At 48.7% G+C, this 15,721-nt stretch carries 19 protein-coding genes; 17 read left to right on the forward strand and 2 right to left on the reverse strand.

The window, feature by feature from the left end; genetic code table 11:
- Positions 1–48: 48 nt before the first annotated feature.
- The gene (locus LAJLEIBI_RS04700; RefSeq protein WP_006441256.1) at positions 49–231 is read right to left on the reverse strand and encodes a DUF2610 domain-containing protein; all 183 of its coding nucleotides are present in this window, start codon (positions 229–231) and stop codon (positions 49–51) included.
- A 192-nt stretch (positions 232–423) separates the two neighbouring features.
- Between LAJLEIBI_RS04700 and LAJLEIBI_RS04705 the strand changes: the two genes are divergently transcribed.
- Genes LAJLEIBI_RS04705 through LAJLEIBI_RS04720 form a run of 4 tightly spaced genes read left to right on the forward strand, consistent with a single transcriptional unit; the run spans position 424 to position 2,277 of the window.
- Positions 424–621 (forward strand): superinfection immunity protein, encoded by a 198-nt coding sequence (locus LAJLEIBI_RS04705; RefSeq protein WP_006441257.1) that lies wholly within the window; start codon positions 424–426, stop codon positions 619–621.
- An 8-nt stretch (positions 622–629) separates the two neighbouring features.
- On the forward strand, positions 630–1,526 hold the full coding sequence (locus LAJLEIBI_RS04710) for a patatin-like phospholipase family protein (protein WP_006441258.1): 897 nt from the start codon (positions 630–632) through the stop codon (positions 1,524–1,526).
- Entirely contained in the window at positions 1,523–2,011 is a 489-nt protein-coding gene (locus tag LAJLEIBI_RS04715) for a hypothetical protein (protein ID WP_006441259.1), read from the forward strand. The genes LAJLEIBI_RS04710 and LAJLEIBI_RS04715 overlap by 4 nt, the downstream gene beginning before the upstream one ends.
- Positions 1,969–2,277, forward strand: coding sequence for a superinfection immunity protein (locus tag LAJLEIBI_RS04720; protein ID WP_205689590.1), 309 nt, complete (start codon positions 1,969–1,971; stop codon positions 2,275–2,277). Before LAJLEIBI_RS04715 ends, LAJLEIBI_RS04720 begins: the two co-directional genes overlap by 43 nt.
- Before the next feature lie 79 nt (positions 2,278–2,356).
- Here the strand turns inward: LAJLEIBI_RS04720 and LAJLEIBI_RS04725 are convergent, their stop codons facing one another.
- The gene (locus LAJLEIBI_RS04725; protein WP_006441261.1) at positions 2,357–3,577 is read right to left on the reverse strand and encodes an argininosuccinate synthase; all 1,221 of its coding nucleotides are present in this window, start codon (positions 3,575–3,577) and stop codon (positions 2,357–2,359) included.
- 288 nt (positions 3,578–3,865) lie between these two features.
- Between LAJLEIBI_RS04725 and LAJLEIBI_RS18660 the strand changes: the two genes are divergently transcribed.
- From LAJLEIBI_RS18660 to LAJLEIBI_RS04785, 13 genes are all read left to right on the forward strand, one after another.
- A complete protein-coding gene (locus tag LAJLEIBI_RS18660; protein WP_006441263.1) occupies positions 3,866–3,991 on the forward strand; it encodes a hypothetical protein in 126 nt (41 codons plus the stop codon).
- 152 nt (positions 3,992–4,143) lie between these two features.
- Positions 4,144–5,136: a glutamate 5-kinase gene (gene proB / locus LAJLEIBI_RS04730; RefSeq protein WP_083790577.1), complete on the forward strand. Its 993-nt coding sequence runs from the start codon at positions 4,144–4,146 to the stop codon at positions 5,134–5,136.
- On the forward strand, positions 5,111–6,358 hold the full coding sequence (locus tag LAJLEIBI_RS04735) for a glutamate-5-semialdehyde dehydrogenase (RefSeq protein ID WP_006441265.1): 1,248 nt from the start codon (positions 5,111–5,113) through the stop codon (positions 6,356–6,358). Before proB ends, LAJLEIBI_RS04735 begins: the two co-directional genes overlap by 26 nt.
- A gap of 244 nt (positions 6,359–6,602) precedes the next feature.
- Positions 6,603–7,643 (forward strand): N-acetyl-gamma-glutamyl-phosphate reductase, encoded by a 1,041-nt coding sequence (argC, locus tag LAJLEIBI_RS04740; protein WP_006441266.1) that lies wholly within the window; start codon positions 6,603–6,605, stop codon positions 7,641–7,643.
- A gap of 20 nt (positions 7,644–7,663) precedes the next feature.
- Positions 7,664–8,110: a GNAT family N-acetyltransferase gene (locus LAJLEIBI_RS04745; RefSeq protein ID WP_006441267.1), complete on the forward strand. Its 447-nt coding sequence runs from the start codon at positions 7,664–7,666 to the stop codon at positions 8,108–8,110.
- Between the two features lie 19 nt (positions 8,111–8,129).
- Entirely contained in the window at positions 8,130–9,353 is a 1,224-nt protein-coding gene (argJ, locus tag LAJLEIBI_RS04750; protein WP_040434493.1) for a bifunctional glutamate N-acetyltransferase/amino-acid acetyltransferase ArgJ, read from the forward strand.
- A 23-nt stretch (positions 9,354–9,376) separates the two neighbouring features.
- Positions 9,377–10,276: an acetylglutamate kinase gene (gene argB, locus LAJLEIBI_RS04755; protein ID WP_006441269.1), complete on the forward strand. Its 900-nt coding sequence runs from the start codon at positions 9,377–9,379 to the stop codon at positions 10,274–10,276.
- A 5-nt stretch (positions 10,277–10,281) separates the two neighbouring features.
- The gene (locus tag LAJLEIBI_RS04760) at positions 10,282–11,460 is read left to right on the forward strand and encodes an aspartate aminotransferase family protein (RefSeq protein ID WP_006441270.1); all 1,179 of its coding nucleotides are present in this window, start codon (positions 10,282–10,284) and stop codon (positions 11,458–11,460) included.
- Positions 11,461–11,514: 54 nt separating this feature from the next.
- The gene (locus tag LAJLEIBI_RS04765; RefSeq protein ID WP_006441271.1) at positions 11,515–11,946 is read left to right on the forward strand and encodes a DMT family transporter; all 432 of its coding nucleotides are present in this window, start codon (positions 11,515–11,517) and stop codon (positions 11,944–11,946) included.
- A gap of 65 nt (positions 11,947–12,011) precedes the next feature.
- A complete protein-coding gene (locus LAJLEIBI_RS04770; RefSeq protein ID WP_040434496.1) occupies positions 12,012–12,641 on the forward strand; it encodes a helix-hairpin-helix domain-containing protein in 630 nt (209 codons plus the stop codon).
- 23 nt (positions 12,642–12,664) lie between these two features.
- Entirely contained in the window at positions 12,665–13,354 is a 690-nt protein-coding gene (locus LAJLEIBI_RS04775) for a response regulator transcription factor (RefSeq protein WP_006441273.1), read from the forward strand.
- Positions 13,355–13,442: 88 nt separating this feature from the next.
- Positions 13,443–14,777: a sensor histidine kinase gene (locus LAJLEIBI_RS04780; protein WP_227056298.1), complete on the forward strand. Its 1,335-nt coding sequence runs from the start codon at positions 13,443–13,445 to the stop codon at positions 14,775–14,777.
- A 16-nt stretch (positions 14,778–14,793) separates the two neighbouring features.
- On the forward strand, positions 14,794–15,720 hold the full coding sequence (locus LAJLEIBI_RS04785; RefSeq protein ID WP_040434500.1) for a GerMN domain-containing protein: 927 nt from the start codon (positions 14,794–14,796) through the stop codon (positions 15,718–15,720).
- Position 15,721 lies beyond the last annotated feature (1 nt).

Raw genomic sequence — 15,721 nt, forward strand, 5'->3', positions numbered from 1 at the left:
AGGACAAAAAGGCGCCGGGCGGGTAAGTCCGCCGGCGCCATGTTAATATTAAGATTTTTTCGCATCAGGATTTTCACCGCTGCTTTTTTCTTCCGCGCAGGGCTCCAGATTCTCCAGCGCATACTCACAGCACTGAATAATGAGATTGTTCAATGATATATTATTTTTTTGCGCAAGCTCTTCCAGTTTTTTCAGAGTCTCGGCAGGTAAACGAAATGTCTTTGTAATCATTTCAGATTTTTTTATTGAAAACAATATAATTCCTCCTGATCATTTGCCGTTACATATAGTGTACAGATTAACATGCAAATAATATACACATCAAAAAATATTGCAATATGCAATAAAAAATAATTGCAAATAATAAAGCGCAGTGTTAAGATGATGTAGAAAGATATTTACATATGAAAAAGGAGGTAAGATATGGACTCAACAGCATCATTAGGATTTGCAGGAATTTTTCTCATAATTATTGGAATTGCTGCCTATTTTATACCGACAATTATTGCATTCAAAAAAGAAAGAGATAATAAGGTGTCAATACTGGCGTTGAACCTGCTGCTGGGCTGGTCGATGATCGGCTGGGTAGTATCTCTTGTCTGGGCATTAAAAGAAGCGTAGGCTGGACTGTGCCGGACAGAGATAAAAAGGAGGCCAGGCAGAAGCCAAAGACAGGACTTGTATTGTCCGGAGGCATGCTAAAGGGGGCGTATCAGATCGGAGCCCTTCGGAATATAAGGGAGAGATTTGCCGGACTGCCTTTCAGCTTCATCAGCGCTGCTTCGATAGGCGCTTTGAACTCGTATGCGTTTCTCACGGACCGGCTCGACATGGCTGAGCAGTTATGGCAGGAAAGCGCGGCTCATCATTCAGAGTTGACGAGACTTGTGAAAAGTTCATATATTGATGAAGTGATCAGTGCTATATATAAGCCTGGCAATTTGCCGTCAGATTTCTATGTACCGCTGTTTAATTCGGGCAGACATAGTCTGGAATACGTGCTTATGAACGGCCTGGAAAGTGAGGAGATCAGACTGGGCCTCAAGGCCGGAGTGTCCCTTCCTCCCTTTCAGTCTGGCGTCAGACTGCGGGGAGAGAGCTATTATGACGGGGCTTTAATAGACAATATTCCGGTCGGTCCCCTCCTGGAGAAGGAATTAGATTATATTATATGCATCTACTTTGATAACAGAAATTACATATTTGAAAACGTGGAATTTGATAAAAAAGTAATTAAGCTGAATTTTTCCGGCGACAGTTTTATAAAATCATCGTTTTGGGCGGATACAGGAGAGATTCGGGAGATGATGAACATCGGCTATGAAAAGACGGATATGCTTCTGGAGAAAGTGTTTAGACGGGGAGTGGATGATGTAAGTTATATAATTGAAAAAAATATATGGCTCAATAAAGCTTATTCCGGAGAGAAAACAAGACTGAGCGGGGACGTTGTTGTAAACAGGCTCAATAAAGTGGCGAGAAAGTTTGTGAAAATGGGAACGGTACAGACAAGGAGAAAGGAATGAGTGTTAAGATGAAGAGGCTACTGGCTGTTATATTAGCTGCCTGTATTGTGCTGAGCGGTTGTAAGGCTGTACAGGGGGAAGAGAATCTGTACGAGACACCGGAAGATACTGTGAGTCAGATCGAGTCGGCGCTGAATGACAAGGACGAGAAAGCATTGATTGCCTGTTTTGATAAAAATGTCCAGAAGGTTCTTTCAGGCGGGACCAAGGTGGTAAGCTCCCTGCTGGGAGTGGACACCGAAGGGGTATTTGAGATCGTTGCCGGTCTGTATGGGATGTCGGAAAGTGAGATACAGTGCGCAGATTATGAACTTACCGTTATGGACGTTGTGTATGACGGGGACAAAAACTGTGTTGTCTATGTACATGGAAAAGCTGTCAACAGTACAGGGGAAACGGCAGAAGGAGACTTTGAAATGCCATTGAAACTGCAGAAAGAACAGTGGAAGATAAAGGTCACTTTAAAAGACCTTGGATTGGAATAGTTATGGGTATTATAATCATTTTCCTTCTAGTGATTTACATGCTGCCGAGTATAATCGCGTCCTGTAAAAATCATCTGGAATTAAAAGCAGTATTATGCGTAAATGTCTTTCTGGGGATTACAGGTATAGGCTGGATCACAGCCCTGATCTGGGCTATATCTGATTCAAGGGTGCATTATTTGAAAAAGAATAAAGAGAAGTTGGAAACAGGTTTGATCAGTCTGCAGGAATATGAAGAAAACTTGAAAAAAATAGACAAAAAGTAAAACGGTAACATTTACCGGACTATTTCCTGCAAAGAAAATGAAACCCTCTTGTACTGGGGATACAAGAGGGCTTTTTCAGTTATTTCTTATCTGTTTCCTGCATCTTCAGCGCGCGCACTTTGAGCGGAAGGCCGAACAGATTAATGAATCCTTCTGCGTCGTGGTGGTCATACAGCTCGCCTGTCGTAAAGCTTGCCAGTGATTCGCTGTACAGGGAATATGGGGAAGTCGTGCCGGCTTTGATAATATTACCTTTGTAGAGCTTGAACTTTACTTCTCCTGTCACATATTCCTGTGTGCTTTCGATAAAGGCCTGCACAGCCTCGCGCAGAGGTGTGAACCATTTTCCTTCATATACGATCTGGGACAGCTTGTTGCCCATCTCTTCCTTTGTCTCATATGTAGCGCGGTCTAATACGAGCTCTTCAAGCTGCTGGTGCGCCTCGTAGAGAATCGTTCCGCCCGGTGTCTCGTATACGCCGCGGGATTTCATTCCTACGACACGGTTTTCCACGATATCACAGATTCCGATGCCGTGCTTTCCGCCAAGTTCGTTCAATTTGCGGATGATGTCAGACACTTTCATAGATTCGCCGTTGATGCTCTTTGGAACACCTTTTTCAAATGTCATGGTCACATATTCGCCCTCATCCGGCGCTTTCTCCGGTGTGACGCCGAGTACGAGCAGATGTTCATAGTTTGGTTCATTAGCAGGATCTTCCAGTTCAAGACCTTCATGGCTGATGTGCCATAAGTTGCGGTCGCGGCTGTAGCTCTGACTTGCGTCGAACGGAAGGTCGATGCCGTGCTGCCTGCAATATTCGATCTCGTCCTCGCGGGAATCCATTGTCCATACATCTGTCATCCTCCAGGGCGCTATGATCTTAATATCAGGAGCAAGTGCCTTGATGCCAAGTTCAAAGCGGATCTGGTCGTTGCCTTTTCCCGTCGCGCCGTGGCAGATAGCGGTGGCTCCTTCTTTTCTTGCGATTTCCACAAGCTTCTTTGCGATGGCCGGACGCGCCATGGATGTGCCGAGCAGATATTTGTTTTCGTAGACAGCATGTGCCTGCACGCATGGAACTACATAATTATCGCAGAAATCGTCCACAATATCTTCAATATATAACTTGGAAGCGCCGGAAAGCTTCGCCCTCTCCTCCAGACCGTCCAGCTCCTCGCCCTGCCCGCAGTCAACGCAGCAGCAGATCACCTCGTAGTCAAAATTTTCCTTTAACCAAGGGATGATGGCAGTGGTGTCAAGACCGCCGGAATACGCCAATACAACTTTTTCTTTCATAATATGATTCCTCCTGATATGTATTATTTGATATGTTTTATATGCTGAAATATAAGTGATCTCGTTTGCAATGACTACTATACACCATATTTTATAATTATGCAAGAAAAAATGGAAATAAAGTTAAAAAATGTATAATATACAAATATGGTGTATAAAAACGTGATTATATACACAGAATATGAATGAAGAATAAAAATCATGCTTGACAAATGAGCTGAATCATGTAAAATAGTTAAAAAATAAGAAACCATAAAATGAATTGTGACACAACAAGGAGCAGTTATTATGAAAAGTTTGTACACGATGGATCACAGCGATATCATAAATAACGTAAACTCTCCTCTGCTTTCTGCAGGCAGTGTTGTTTTTGTGCCGTGTATTCCGTATCCCCTCGGGGTATTACACGCATAAAATTCAATACTTTAAGTTGCAGGAAGGATATAGTTACTTGAACCCTTATTTTTATTCGGGCTGTTTTAAGACGGATATATGCGGGAACAGAAGCGTAGCGATATGCTTTTGTTCCCGCATATTTTTTTGAAAATAGAATGGAGAGTTGTGATATGGATTTCAGACAGGCATTAAAAGAAAAAAAGAAAATTGTGATTAAAATAGGAACGTCGACGATCACCTATCCGGAGACTGGAAATATCAATCTGGATAAACTTGAAAAGTTTGTGCGCATACTGATCAATCTGCGGAACAAAGGCAGGGAGGTCATTGTCGTGTCCTCCGGAGCCGTCGGCATCGGCAGGAATGTACTCGGATTTACAAAAAGGCCAAAGGAAAAGGACGTCCGTCAGGCATGTGCTGCCGTCGGACAGGGCCGGCTTATGATGATGTACGAGAAGCTTTTCGCAGAATACAGCCAGCTGACCGCCCAGGTGCTGCTGACGAAGGAGTCTATTACGAATGAAGTGTGCGCGGCAAATGCACGGAACACATTTGACCGGCTGGCGGCTATGAATGTGGTGCCGATCGTCAACGAGAACGACGCCATATCCGTGGATGAAGAACTGTATGGCAACTTTGGCGACAACGACACGATGGCGGCTCATGTGGCTGCGCTTGTCGAGGCGGATCTGCTCATACTGATGTCGGATATAGAGGGGCTTTATACGGATGACCCGAAAGATAATCCGTATGCCCGGTTTGTGCACACGGTAGGAAAGATCGACAGGGAGCTGGAGGAGATGGGGAAGGGAGCAGGAACGGCCGTCGGGACCGGAGGAATGGCAACGAAGATCGAGGCGGCGAAGATAGCCACAGGCGCCGGGGCGGATATGGTGATCGCAAGCGGAGACAACATTTATACGATCAATGACATTATGGCAGGAAAGAAGATAGGAACGCTGTTTCTGTCCTGCGGCAGCGGATACACCGGCAAGAATGAACTGGCTCCGGAGAGAGAGCAGTTCCGCAGGCAGGCAAAGCGGATGAAGAAAGAGGCGGTGCGGAAAGATACTTCAGAAAAAGATACTTCAGAAAAAGACAGGTCGATAAAGCAGGTTGAATTGGGAGGAGCATATTATGGGTTACGTGCAGGAAATTGGTAGAAAAGCAAAAGAGGCATCAAAAAAGGTACAGTTCTTCGGGCAGTCGGAGAAAAATGAAGGACTGGAGGCAGTGGCGCGGGAACTCAGACAACAGATGGGATACCTGCTTGTGGAAAATGATAAAGATGTGAAGAACGCGAGAGCGGCCGGGATGAAACCGGCGCTCATTGACCGCCTGCTTCTTACGAGCCAGAGAATACAGGCGATGTCGGAAGGACTAGAGCAGATAGCGATGCTGGAAGACCCGGTGGGCCAGATGGAACGTGTGAAGATACGTCCGAACGGTCTCCAGATCGGACAGCGCAGAGTGCCGCTCGGGGTTGTGGGCATCATATATGAATCCCGCCCGAATGTGACGGCGGACGCGTTCGGCCTCTGCTTTAAAACAGGAAATTCTGTTATTCTGCGGGGCGGCTCAGATGCGATCCACTCAAATAAAGCTATTGTCAAGGTGATAAGAGACGGCCTTGCAAAGGAAAAGCTTCCGGCGGACGCGGTTCTGCTGCTGGAGGATACGGACCGGGCGGCAGTCACGGAGATGATGAGGATGAAGGAATACATCGACGTGCTCATACCGCGGGGCGGTGCCGGGCTCATCGCCAGTGTGGTGGAAAACAGCACGGTGCCGGTCATTGAGACCGGAACAGGAAACTGCCATATCTTTGTAGATGAATCAGCAGACCTAAAAATGGCAGTCGACATTATCGAGAATGCGAAGACACAGCGCCCCGGCGTCTGCAACGCCTGCGAATCAATAGTCGTGCACAGCAGCATAGCCGATAAGGCTGTGCCGTTGATATATGAAAGACTTCATCAAAAACAGGTGGAGATACGGGGAGATGAGCGCGCGGTGGCGATAGAGGCGGGAATTGTGCCTGCAGATGAAGAAGACTGGGGAACAGAATATTTGGACGCCATCCTTTCCCTTAAGACCGTCGACACGATAGAAGAAGCGATAGAGCATATCAATAGATACAACACAGGGCACTCAGAGGCCATTATAACGAAAGACTATGATAATGCGCTCAAGTTTCAGAACGAAATAGATGCGGCTGCGGTATACGTCAATGCCTCTACAAGATTTACGGACGGACATGAATTTGGATTTGGAGCAGAAATAGGAATCAGCACCCAGAAACTGCATGCCAGAGGCCCGATGGGCCTAGAGGCGCTGACTACAGTAAAGTATATCATATCCGGAAACGGACAGACCCGCCCGTAGTTAAATAAGAAAAAGATGGAAAAGGACTTGAATATTATACATTTGTGTTGTATAATTATGCAAGTCCTTTAAGTTTAAATGCAATTGGGGACGGGGTTTTTTGAAAAATTCCCCGTCCCAAACTAAATTCAACGTGTCCCCAACTGGACATTTTGGATTATTTGGTATAATATTTACAGATATCAGGGTATAAAAATACATCGGTGCGTCTGTGCGCCGCGGTTTTGAGGAGGATACAGGATATATGATAAAGGTAGGAATTATCGGCGCCACCGGGTACGCCGGCGGGGAATTGGTGAGAATCTTAGCGGGGCATAAGGACGCGCAGATCGTGTGGTATGGCTCGAGAAGTTACATAGACAGGGAGTACGCGGATATTTATCAGAATATGTTTCAGATCGTGGAGGGCAGTTGTCTCGATGATAATATGGAGGCTCTGGCAGAGAAAGCGGATGTGATTTTCACTGCCACCCCGCAGGGATTCTGTGCTTCGATGATCAGCGGGGAGATGCTCGGGAGGACGAAAGTGATCGACCTGAGTGCGGACTTCCGCATTAAGGATGTGCCGACGTATGAGAAATGGTACGGGATAGAGCATAAGAGCCCGCAGTTTGTAGAGGAAGCAGTGTACGGCCTGTGCGAGGTGAACCGGGAGGCGGTGAAGAGCGCCAGGCTTGTAGCCAATCCGGGCTGTTATCCGACCTGTTCCTTTTTGTCCGTCTATCCGCTGGCGAAAGAAGGCATGATAGATATGAGCACGCTGATCATCGATGCCAAGTCCGGGACATCAGGCGCCGGCCGCGGAGCCAAGGTCGACAATCTGTACTGTGAAGTGAATGAAAATATAAAGGCATACGGCGTGGCCGGGCACAGACATACGCCTGAGATAGAGGAACAGCTCGGCCTTGCCGCCAATGAGCAGGTGCTGCTGAACTTTACCCCGCACCTTGTTCCGATGAACAGAGGGATCCTGGTGACCGCATATGCGTCTCTGAAGCAAAATGTTACGTATGAGGAAGTCAAAGCAGTATATGACAAATATTACGACGGTGAAAAGTTTGTCCGTGTGCTTAAGAAGGATATATGCCCTCAGACGAGATGGGTGGAAGGCAGCAATTATGTAGATGTAAACTTTAAGATCGATGAAAGGACAGGGCGTATCATCATGATGGGCGCCATGGACAATCTCGTCAAAGGCGCCGCCGGCCAGGCGGTGCAGAATATGAATCTGATGTTCGGGCTTCCCGAGGACGAGGGACTTGCACTTGTCCCCCTGTTCCCGTAAGGATGGAAGAGAGGTAAGATATGGTCAGGATAATGACGATTGAGGATTATGACGGCGTGTATGCCCTCTGGACAAAAATCCGCGGTTTCGGCCTGCGCAGCGTGGACGATTCCAGAGAGGGCGTGGAACGCTTTTTGAAGAGAAACCCTACGACAAGTGTAGTGGCCGTGGAGGACGGCAAAGTGGTAGGAAGCATCCTGTGCGGGCACGACGGGCGGCGCGGGTGTCTGTACCACGTCTGTGTAGATGAAGACTACAGGCGCCGGGGCATCGGCAGAGCCATGGTGGGCATGGCCATGGAGGCGCTGAAGAAAGAAGAGATCAGCAAAGTATCTCTTATTGCCTTCACTAAAAATGACGTTGGAAATGCATTTTGGAATACGATCGGCTGGACGAGACGTCTTGACTTGAATTATTATGATTTTGTATTAAATGAAAAAAATATCACAGCATTTATCGGACAGTAGTATAAAGGAGGAAAAGAACATGGATATTATCAAAGGCGGAGTCACCGCGGCGAAAGGGTTTGAGGCGGCAGCAGCGGCGGCAGGGATCAAGTATAAAGACAGAACAGACATGGCGCTCGTGTACAGCCAGGCCCCGTGCGAAGCGGCGGGGACATTCACACAGAATGTCGTAAAGGCGGCCCCGGTGAAATGGGACCAGAAGGTCGTAAAAAGCGGCAGCAAAGTACAGGCGGTCATCGTCAATTCCGGTATCGCCAACGCCTGCACCGGCGCGGAAGGATACGGCTACTGCGAGGACACGGCGGTGGCAGCGGCAGAGGCCCTCGGGATATCCGGCGACGGCGTAGTGATCGGTTCCACCGGAGTGATCGGGAAGCAGATCCCCATTGAAAAACTGACGGCAGGTATCAAAGTGCTGGCGGAAAAGAAAAACGACAGTCTGGAAAACGGTACCCAGGCGGCCAGAGCGATCATGACGACAGATACATTTGAAAAAGAACTGGCCGTTACGCTCAAGGTGGGAGGAAAGACGGTAACTATCGGCGGAATGGCAAAAGGTTCCGGCATGATCCACCCGAACATGTGCACGATGCTGGCGTTCATCACGACAGACGCGGACATTACAAAGGAAGCGCTGCAGAAAGCACTGAGCGGGGATGTAGATGATACATACAATATGATATCCGTAGACGGGGATACATCGACCAATGACACGGTACTGCTGCTGGCAAACGGACTGGCGGGCAATCCGCAGATCCGGTACGGAAGCGAAGACTACAAAGCCTTTGCCGAGGCGCTCCATGTGGTCAACGAATATCTGGCCAAAAAGATAGCCGGCGACGGAGAAGGGGCAACCGCACTTTTTGAAGTAAAGGCGGTCGGCTGCGAGAGCACAGAACAGGCCCGGTTACTGGCGAAATCCATCGTATGTTCCAATCTTACGAAGACGGCCATCGCAGGACATGATGCCAACTGGGGCAGGATCTTATGTGCCATGGGATACTCCGGCGCGCAGTTTGACCCGGAAAAGGTAGATTTATTCTTTGAGAGCAGAGCAGGAAAGATACAGATCATAGAAAATGGAACCGCAGTAGATTACAGCGAGGCAGAGGCGACAAAGATACTCTCCGAACCGGAGGTGACGGCCACCGCAGACGTGAAGCTTGGCAGCAGCAGCGCCACCGCGTGGGGATGCGACCTGACACACGGCTACATAGAGATCAACGCCGACTACAGAAGCTGACAAAGTAAAAGGAGCTAGGGAATATGAACAAAGGTATGCAGAAATATCTGGATAAAGCGGAAGTCCTCATCGAAGCACTTCCTTATATCCAGAGGTTTAACCGTAAGATCATCGTCGTAAAATACGGCGGCAGCGCCATGGTGGATGAGGACCTGAAAGAACAGGTCATCAAAGATGTGACCCTGCTTAAGCTCGTCGGCTTCAAGCCGATCATTGTCCACGGCGGGGGCAAGGAGATCAGCAGGTGGGTCGGCAAGGTCGGCATGGAACCGGAGTTCGTGAACGGCCTGCGGGTGACGGACGAGGCGACGATGGAGCTGGCTGAGATGGTGCTCGGCAAGGTGAATAAGAGCCTTGTGCAGCTTGTAGAAAGTCTTGGCGTCCGTGCGATCGGCATCAGCGGTAAAGACGGAGGTCTTCTCACAGTAGACAAGAAGCTGGCCGACGGAGAAGATATCGGATTTGTGGGAGAGATCAAAAAAGTAAATGCGGATATTCTGTACGATCTGCTGGAGAAGGATTTCCTCCCGATCATATGCCCGGTCGGGCTGGACGACAGTTTTAATACATACAATATCAATGCCGATGATGCGGCCTGTGCCATCGCAAGAGCCATGCGGGCGGAAAAACTGGCGTTTCTTACAGATATCGAAGGCGTGTATAAAGATCCCCATGACCCGGAGACACTTATCTCAGAACTGAAAGTGTCAGAGGCGCGCAATTTGATGAATGAAGGATATATCGGAGGCGGCATGCTCCCGAAGCTTCACAACTGCATCGATGCCATAGAACACGGGGTATCGAGGGTCCATATCCTGGACGGAAGGATCCCGCACTGCCTTCTTCTGGAAATATTCACGAACAGAGGAATTGGAACAGCCATATTAAATGACAGCGAAGAACGCTATTTCTACGGAGAATAAGAATTATGAAAAATCAGTATATAGCAGATACGGATACAAATCTCGTTCATACATACAACCGTTTTCCGGTTGTGCTGGAAAGAGGAGAGGGCGTGTATCTATACGACGAAAAAGGGAAGAAATACCTTGATTTTGCCGCAGGTATCGCGGTCTCTTCCCTCGGGTACGGCAACAGAGAGTTCAACGATGCTCTGAAAGAACAGATAGACAGCCTGATCCACTCGTCAAACCTGTATTACAATACAACGTGCGGAAAAGCAGCCAAGGCGCTTGGGCGCATCACGGAAATGGACCGGGTGTTCTTTACGAACAGCGGGACGGAGGCCATCGAAGGAGCGCTTAAGGCGTCGAGAAAATACGCTTATAAAAAGCAGACCGGCCGCTGTGAGTTTATAGCCATGAAAGATTCCTTCCACGGCAGAAGCATGGGCGCGCTTTCCGTCACAGAACACGAGGCGTACCGTGCGCCGTTTGAACCGCTTATTCCGGGCGTGTCCTTTGCAGAGTTCAACAACCTGGAAAGCGTCAGGGCACTTGTGACAGACAAGACGTGTGCAGTCATTCTGGAGCCTCTCCAGGGGGAGGGCGGAATAAACAGAGCCGATGAAGCGTTCATGCAGGGCATCCGCAAGCTCTGTGATGAGGAGGGGATCCTCATGATCTGCGATGAGATCCAGTGCGGCATGGGCCGTACCGGAACGATGTTTGCATGGCAGGGCTACGGTACAAAGCCGGATATCATCGCGATGGCGAAAGCCATCGGAGGCGGGGTGCCGGTCGGAGCGTTCGCCATGACAGAGGAAGTCGCCCGTTATTCCCTTGAGCCAGGAGACCACGGAACGACATACGGAGGCAACCCGTTTGTGTGCGCCGCGGTGGCAAAGACGGTAGAGATCTTTGAGAGAGAAAAACTGACAGAACATGTGAAAGAGATGGGGCGCTACCTGACCGCACAACTGGAAGCGCTTAAAGAGACGTGCGATATGATATTGGAAGTGAGAGGAACAGGGCTGATCCAGGGTATCCGGCTTAAGAAGCCGGTCGGAGAGACTGTGCAGGCCGCCATCAAAGAAGGGCTTCTTGTCATCAGCGCGAGAAGCGATGTCATCCGTCTCGTGCCGCCGCTTGTCATCGAGAAAGAACATATCGATGAAATGATCGAAAAACTGAAGAAGGTGTTATAACATAATTAACCAGTCATTGGATATACTATAGGTAAAACATAGGAGGTATATCTGATGATTGGTTTTTTCATAGCTCTGCTGTCCGGAGCGTTAATGAGCGTGCAGGGAGTGTTCAATACACAGGTGACGAAGACGACCGGAATGTGGGTGAGCAACGGCTGGGTACAGCTGAGTGCCTTTGCCCTCTGCCTTGTGGCATGGCTTATCGCAGGCAGGGACAATGTTATGACACTTGCGAAGGTAGAACCGAAATACGTACTGCTCGGAGGCGTCATAGGCGCCGGGATCACATGGACGGTGATCAAGAGCATGGAGCAGCTGGGGCCGGCAAAAGCGGCGCTGCTCATTGTCATCTCCCAGCTTATCATTGCGTATGTGATAGAATTGTTCGGCCTGTTCGGAGTCGATAAACAGCCATTAGAGTGGCGCCGTGTGATCGGTATGGCGATCGCACTGATTGGAGTTGCAATTTTTCAATGGAAATAGTACAATAAATCTATCTGGCATAAGAGGGGTATTTACAGTTTCGACAGCTGTAAAGGAGGAATTTTATGCTTGACAGATCAAGGAAAATCGGTTGTTTGATGTGTATGCTTCTTGTACTCGCCCTGCCGGGATGCCGCGGGGAGGGGGCGGAAGAAGTGAGGGAACTTGACAACGCGCAGTCTGCGGCAGAAGAGCACGGAGAAAGCGCGGAGGAAGAGACACTGGAAACAGAAGGAAAAGATACGGAAGGATCCGGCCGTCAGCAGGAGATGTATGTCCATGTCTGCGGCCAGGTTCATCAACCCGGTGTCTACCGGCTGCCTGCGGACAGCCGCGTGTTTGAAGCCGTGGAGGCCGCCGGCGGCATGAAGGAAGAGGCGGACAGCGCTTACCTTAACCAGGCAGAGATCCTGTCGGACGGGCAGCAGCTGTACATACCTGCCCTGGGAGAGGACATCAGCCGGGCAGAAACAGCCGGGGTACATCCTGACGAAAAGGATGACGGAAAAATAAATATCAATACTGCTGCGAAAGAAGAACTCATGACTTTAAATGGCATAGGGGAAGCCAGAGCGGACAGTATTATAAAATACCGTGAAGAACATGGAGGTTTCCGATCCATAGAAGAACTGAAAGAAGTGGAAGGGATCAAAGATGGGATCTTTAATAAAGTTAAGGATCAGGTTAAGGTTTAGCGAATTTAATAAGGGAGAGAAGTATGAGTAAGAGAGTATTGGTCGTAGATGACGAAAAACTGATTGTGAAAGGTATCCGGTTCAGCCTGGAGCAGGACGGCATGGATGTGGACTGTGCGTATGACGGTGAAGAGGCGCTGAAGCTTTCCAGGGAGAATGCCTATGATATGATCCTGCTGGACGTAATGCTGCCGAAATATGACGGATTCCAGGTGTGCCAGCAGATACGGGAATTTTCCGACGTTCCGGTCGTCATGCTGACCGCCAAGGGAGATGACATGGATAAGATTCTAGGGCTTGAATACGGGGCGGATGATTATATCACAAAGCCGTTTAACATTCTGGAGGTGAAGGCGCGCATCAAAGCGATCATGCGCCGCACGAGCAAGCGGGACAGCAAGACGGTAAATGATAAAGTTATCATAAAGAGAGAGATGAAGATCGACTGCGAGAGCCGCAGAGTATTTATCGAGGAGAAAGAGATCAATCTTACGGCCAAGGAATTTGACCTTCTTGAGCTTCTGGCGATGAATCCCAACAAGGTGTACAGCAGGGAAAATCTTCTGAACATTGTCTGGGGATATGAGTATCCCGGAGACGCCAGGACGGTAGATGTACATATAAGGCGGCTGCGGGAGAAGATCGAGAAGAACCCCAGCGATCCGAAATACGTGTACACAAAGTGGGGAGTTGGTTATTATTTCAGGGGTTAGAAAGTATTTCAAAAAAAATATATTCAAGAGTCTCCGCTTTCGGATCATCCTCCTGCTGCTGGCGGCAGGAATCATCCCATGCCTGATCATGAAAGCGGTGATCCTCAACAGTTATGAGAAGCGCGCGGTAGAGGTACGGACCGCGGATATACAGAATCAATGTACAATTCTATGTAACCAGTTAAGCGGCATAGACTACTTAAACGGTATTACATCTGAGGTCATCAGGACAGAACTGACACAGCTGACCAACATCTACAACGGGCGGGTGATGGTCATTGACAGTGACTATGAGATAGAAGAAGACACTTACAATCTCGATAAAGGGAAAACAATCATTTCAGAAGATGTCATCAAATGTTTCCAGGGAAAGAGTACAAGCCATTACGATGCAAAAAACAGATATATAGAAGTGACTGCGCCGATCACAGAGGCAGAATCGGACGCGGTCAAAGGTGTCATGCTCGTGAGCGTATCTACAGATTCCATCGCGGACAGCATGGCGGTCCTGGAAGGGAATGCAAATGTGGTGGCGATCATTATTATCGTGACGATGACGGTGCTGGCATTTTTTGCAGGCGTCGTGATGGTGAAGCCGTTCAAGCGGATCACAGATTCTATCGGCGCTGTGACGGAAGGCTATGATGACAATTATCTGCATGAGAACGCGTATACGGAGACCGTGCTCCTGTCAGAAGCATTTAATAAAATGCTTGGAAGGATGAAAGTTTTAGATGACTCAAGACAGGAATTTGTTTCTAATGTATCACATGAGTTGAAAACGCCGCTGACATCAATGAAGGTGCTCGCGGATTCTCTTCTGAGCCAGGAGGAAGTCCCGGTCGAGCTGTACCAGGAATTTATGGGTGATCTGTCCGAGGAGATAGAGAGAGAAAATAAGATCATCAATGATCTTCTGTCGCTCGTAAAGATGGACAAGACTGCCACGACGCTGAATATCAAGTCGGAAAATATCAATGAACTGGTGGAAAAGATACTGAAACGGCTCCGCCCGATCGCGGCAAACCGCAATGTTGAAGTCGTATATGAGAGCTTCAGGCCGGTCAGCGCGGAAGTGGACGAGATGAAACTGTCGCTGGCACTGTCAAATCTCGTTGAGAATGCGGTCAAATATAACCATGACGGCGGATGGGTCCATGTATCGCTCAATGCGGACCACAAGTATTTTTATGTGGAAGTGGCGGACTCCGGAATTGGAATACCGGAAGATGCGGTGGAACATATATTTGAACGGTTTTACCGAGTGGATAAATCACATTCCAGGGAGATCGGCGGTACAGGGCTCGGCCTGTCCATTGCGAGGAATGCCATCGTCATGCACAGAGGCGCGGTCAAGGTGTACAGCCAGGAAGGGGAAGGCACTACATTTACGATCAGGATCCCGCTGACATATGTGTCATGACAGAAAGGAGGACCAGATGAAGAAGAAATATGTGAGATGCCTCTGCATCCTGTCCGCAGCTATCCTTCTGTCCGGCTGCCAAAGAGGCGGAAAGCCAGGGACAACGGGTACATGCATGTATTATGTAAACGCCGAAGGGACGGGACTTGGCAAAGAGGCATACGATATAAAAGGAGACAGCGCAGAAGAAGAGATCAAGTCCGTGCTTAAGGATATGTACAAAGAACCGGAGGATGACGATTACCGGAGCGCCTTTCCGGGAGAAATTAAAGTGGACGACTGGAAACTGGAGAAAGGGAGACTGAACCTCTACTTTAACGAGAGTTACAAGGACATGGACGCCGCGTCGGAAATACTGCTGCGGGCTGCAGTCGTTCAGACGCTTGTGCAGATCGCGGGAGTCGATTATGTGAATTTTTACGCAGGCGGCGAACCGCTCACAGACAATGAGGGAGATGAGATCGGCTATATGCATGCGGAAGATTTTGTGCAGAATACCGGTTCCAGTCTTCACTCGTACCAGCTGGCCAATCTTCATCTGTACTATATCAATAAAAAGGGGGGCAGGCTTGGCGAGGAAGAAGTCAGTGTCCGCTATAACAGTAATATGTCCATCGAAAAACTTGTCGTCGAACAGATCATAAAAGGCCCTTCCATGCAGGAACACCAGCCGTCGGTACCGCCCGAGACAAAGCTCCTTGGCATATCGGTCAAAGACGGTATCTGCTACGTCAATTTTGACGATGGCTTTATGAACGCCGTGTATGGAGTGAGTCCTGAACTTACGGTCTATTCCCTTGTAAACTCTATTGTGGAAGCGGGCGATGCAAACGAAGTGCAGATATCGGTGAACGGCGAGACTGATGTAAAATATCAGGGAGTCATAGACCTGAGCAAACCGCTCTCCAGAAATCTCGAATTGGAGGAAGGTGGAGTAAAATAGG

Origin of the sequence: [Clostridium] hylemonae DSM 15053 (assembly GCF_008281175.1) — a bacterium.
Taxonomy (GTDB): Bacteria; Bacillota; Clostridia; order Lachnospirales; family Lachnospiraceae; genus Extibacter; species Extibacter hylemonae.

Excerpts from the sequence above, each read along its gene's own strand:
- LAJLEIBI_RS18660 (WP_006441263.1), top strand. The coding sequence starts at position 3,866 with ATGAAAAGTTTGTACACGATGGATCACAGCGATATCATAAATAACGTA.
- argJ (WP_040434493.1), top strand. The coding sequence starts at position 8,130 with ATGGATATTATCAAAGGCGGAGTCACCGCGGCGAAAGGGTTTGAGGCG.
- LAJLEIBI_RS04780 (WP_227056298.1), top strand. The coding sequence starts at position 13,443 with ATGAAAGCGGTGATCCTCAACAGTTATGAGAAGCGCGCGGTAGAGGTA.
- LAJLEIBI_RS04715 (WP_006441259.1), top strand. The coding sequence starts at position 1,523 with ATGAGTGTTAAGATGAAGAGGCTACTGGCTGTTATATTAGCTGCCTGT.
- LAJLEIBI_RS04775 (WP_006441273.1), top strand. The coding sequence starts at position 12,665 with ATGAGTAAGAGAGTATTGGTCGTAGATGACGAAAAACTGATTGTGAAA.
- LAJLEIBI_RS04765 (WP_006441271.1), top strand. The coding sequence starts at position 11,515 with ATGATTGGTTTTTTCATAGCTCTGCTGTCCGGAGCGTTAATGAGCGTG.
- LAJLEIBI_RS04770 (WP_040434496.1), top strand. The coding sequence starts at position 12,012 with ATGCTTGACAGATCAAGGAAAATCGGTTGTTTGATGTGTATGCTTCTT.
- LAJLEIBI_RS04700 (WP_006441256.1), bottom strand. The coding sequence starts at position 231 with ATGATTACAAAGACATTTCGTTTACCTGCCGAGACTCTGAAAAAACTG.
- LAJLEIBI_RS04760 (WP_006441270.1), top strand. The coding sequence starts at position 10,282 with ATGAAAAATCAGTATATAGCAGATACGGATACAAATCTCGTTCATACA.
- LAJLEIBI_RS04725 (WP_006441261.1), bottom strand. The coding sequence starts at position 3,577 with ATGAAAGAAAAAGTTGTATTGGCGTATTCCGGCGGTCTTGACACCACT.
- argB (WP_006441269.1), top strand. The coding sequence starts at position 9,377 with ATGAACAAAGGTATGCAGAAATATCTGGATAAAGCGGAAGTCCTCATC.
- LAJLEIBI_RS04705 (WP_006441257.1), top strand. The coding sequence starts at position 424 with ATGGACTCAACAGCATCATTAGGATTTGCAGGAATTTTTCTCATAATT.
- argC (WP_006441266.1), top strand. The coding sequence starts at position 6,603 with ATGATAAAGGTAGGAATTATCGGCGCCACCGGGTACGCCGGCGGGGAA.
- LAJLEIBI_RS04745 (WP_006441267.1), top strand. The coding sequence starts at position 7,664 with ATGGTCAGGATAATGACGATTGAGGATTATGACGGCGTGTATGCCCTC.
- LAJLEIBI_RS04735 (WP_006441265.1), top strand. The coding sequence starts at position 5,111 with ATGGGTTACGTGCAGGAAATTGGTAGAAAAGCAAAAGAGGCATCAAAA.
- LAJLEIBI_RS04785 (WP_040434500.1), top strand. The coding sequence starts at position 14,794 with ATGAAGAAGAAATATGTGAGATGCCTCTGCATCCTGTCCGCAGCTATC.
- proB (WP_083790577.1), top strand. The coding sequence starts at position 4,144 with ATGGATTTCAGACAGGCATTAAAAGAAAAAAAGAAAATTGTGATTAAA.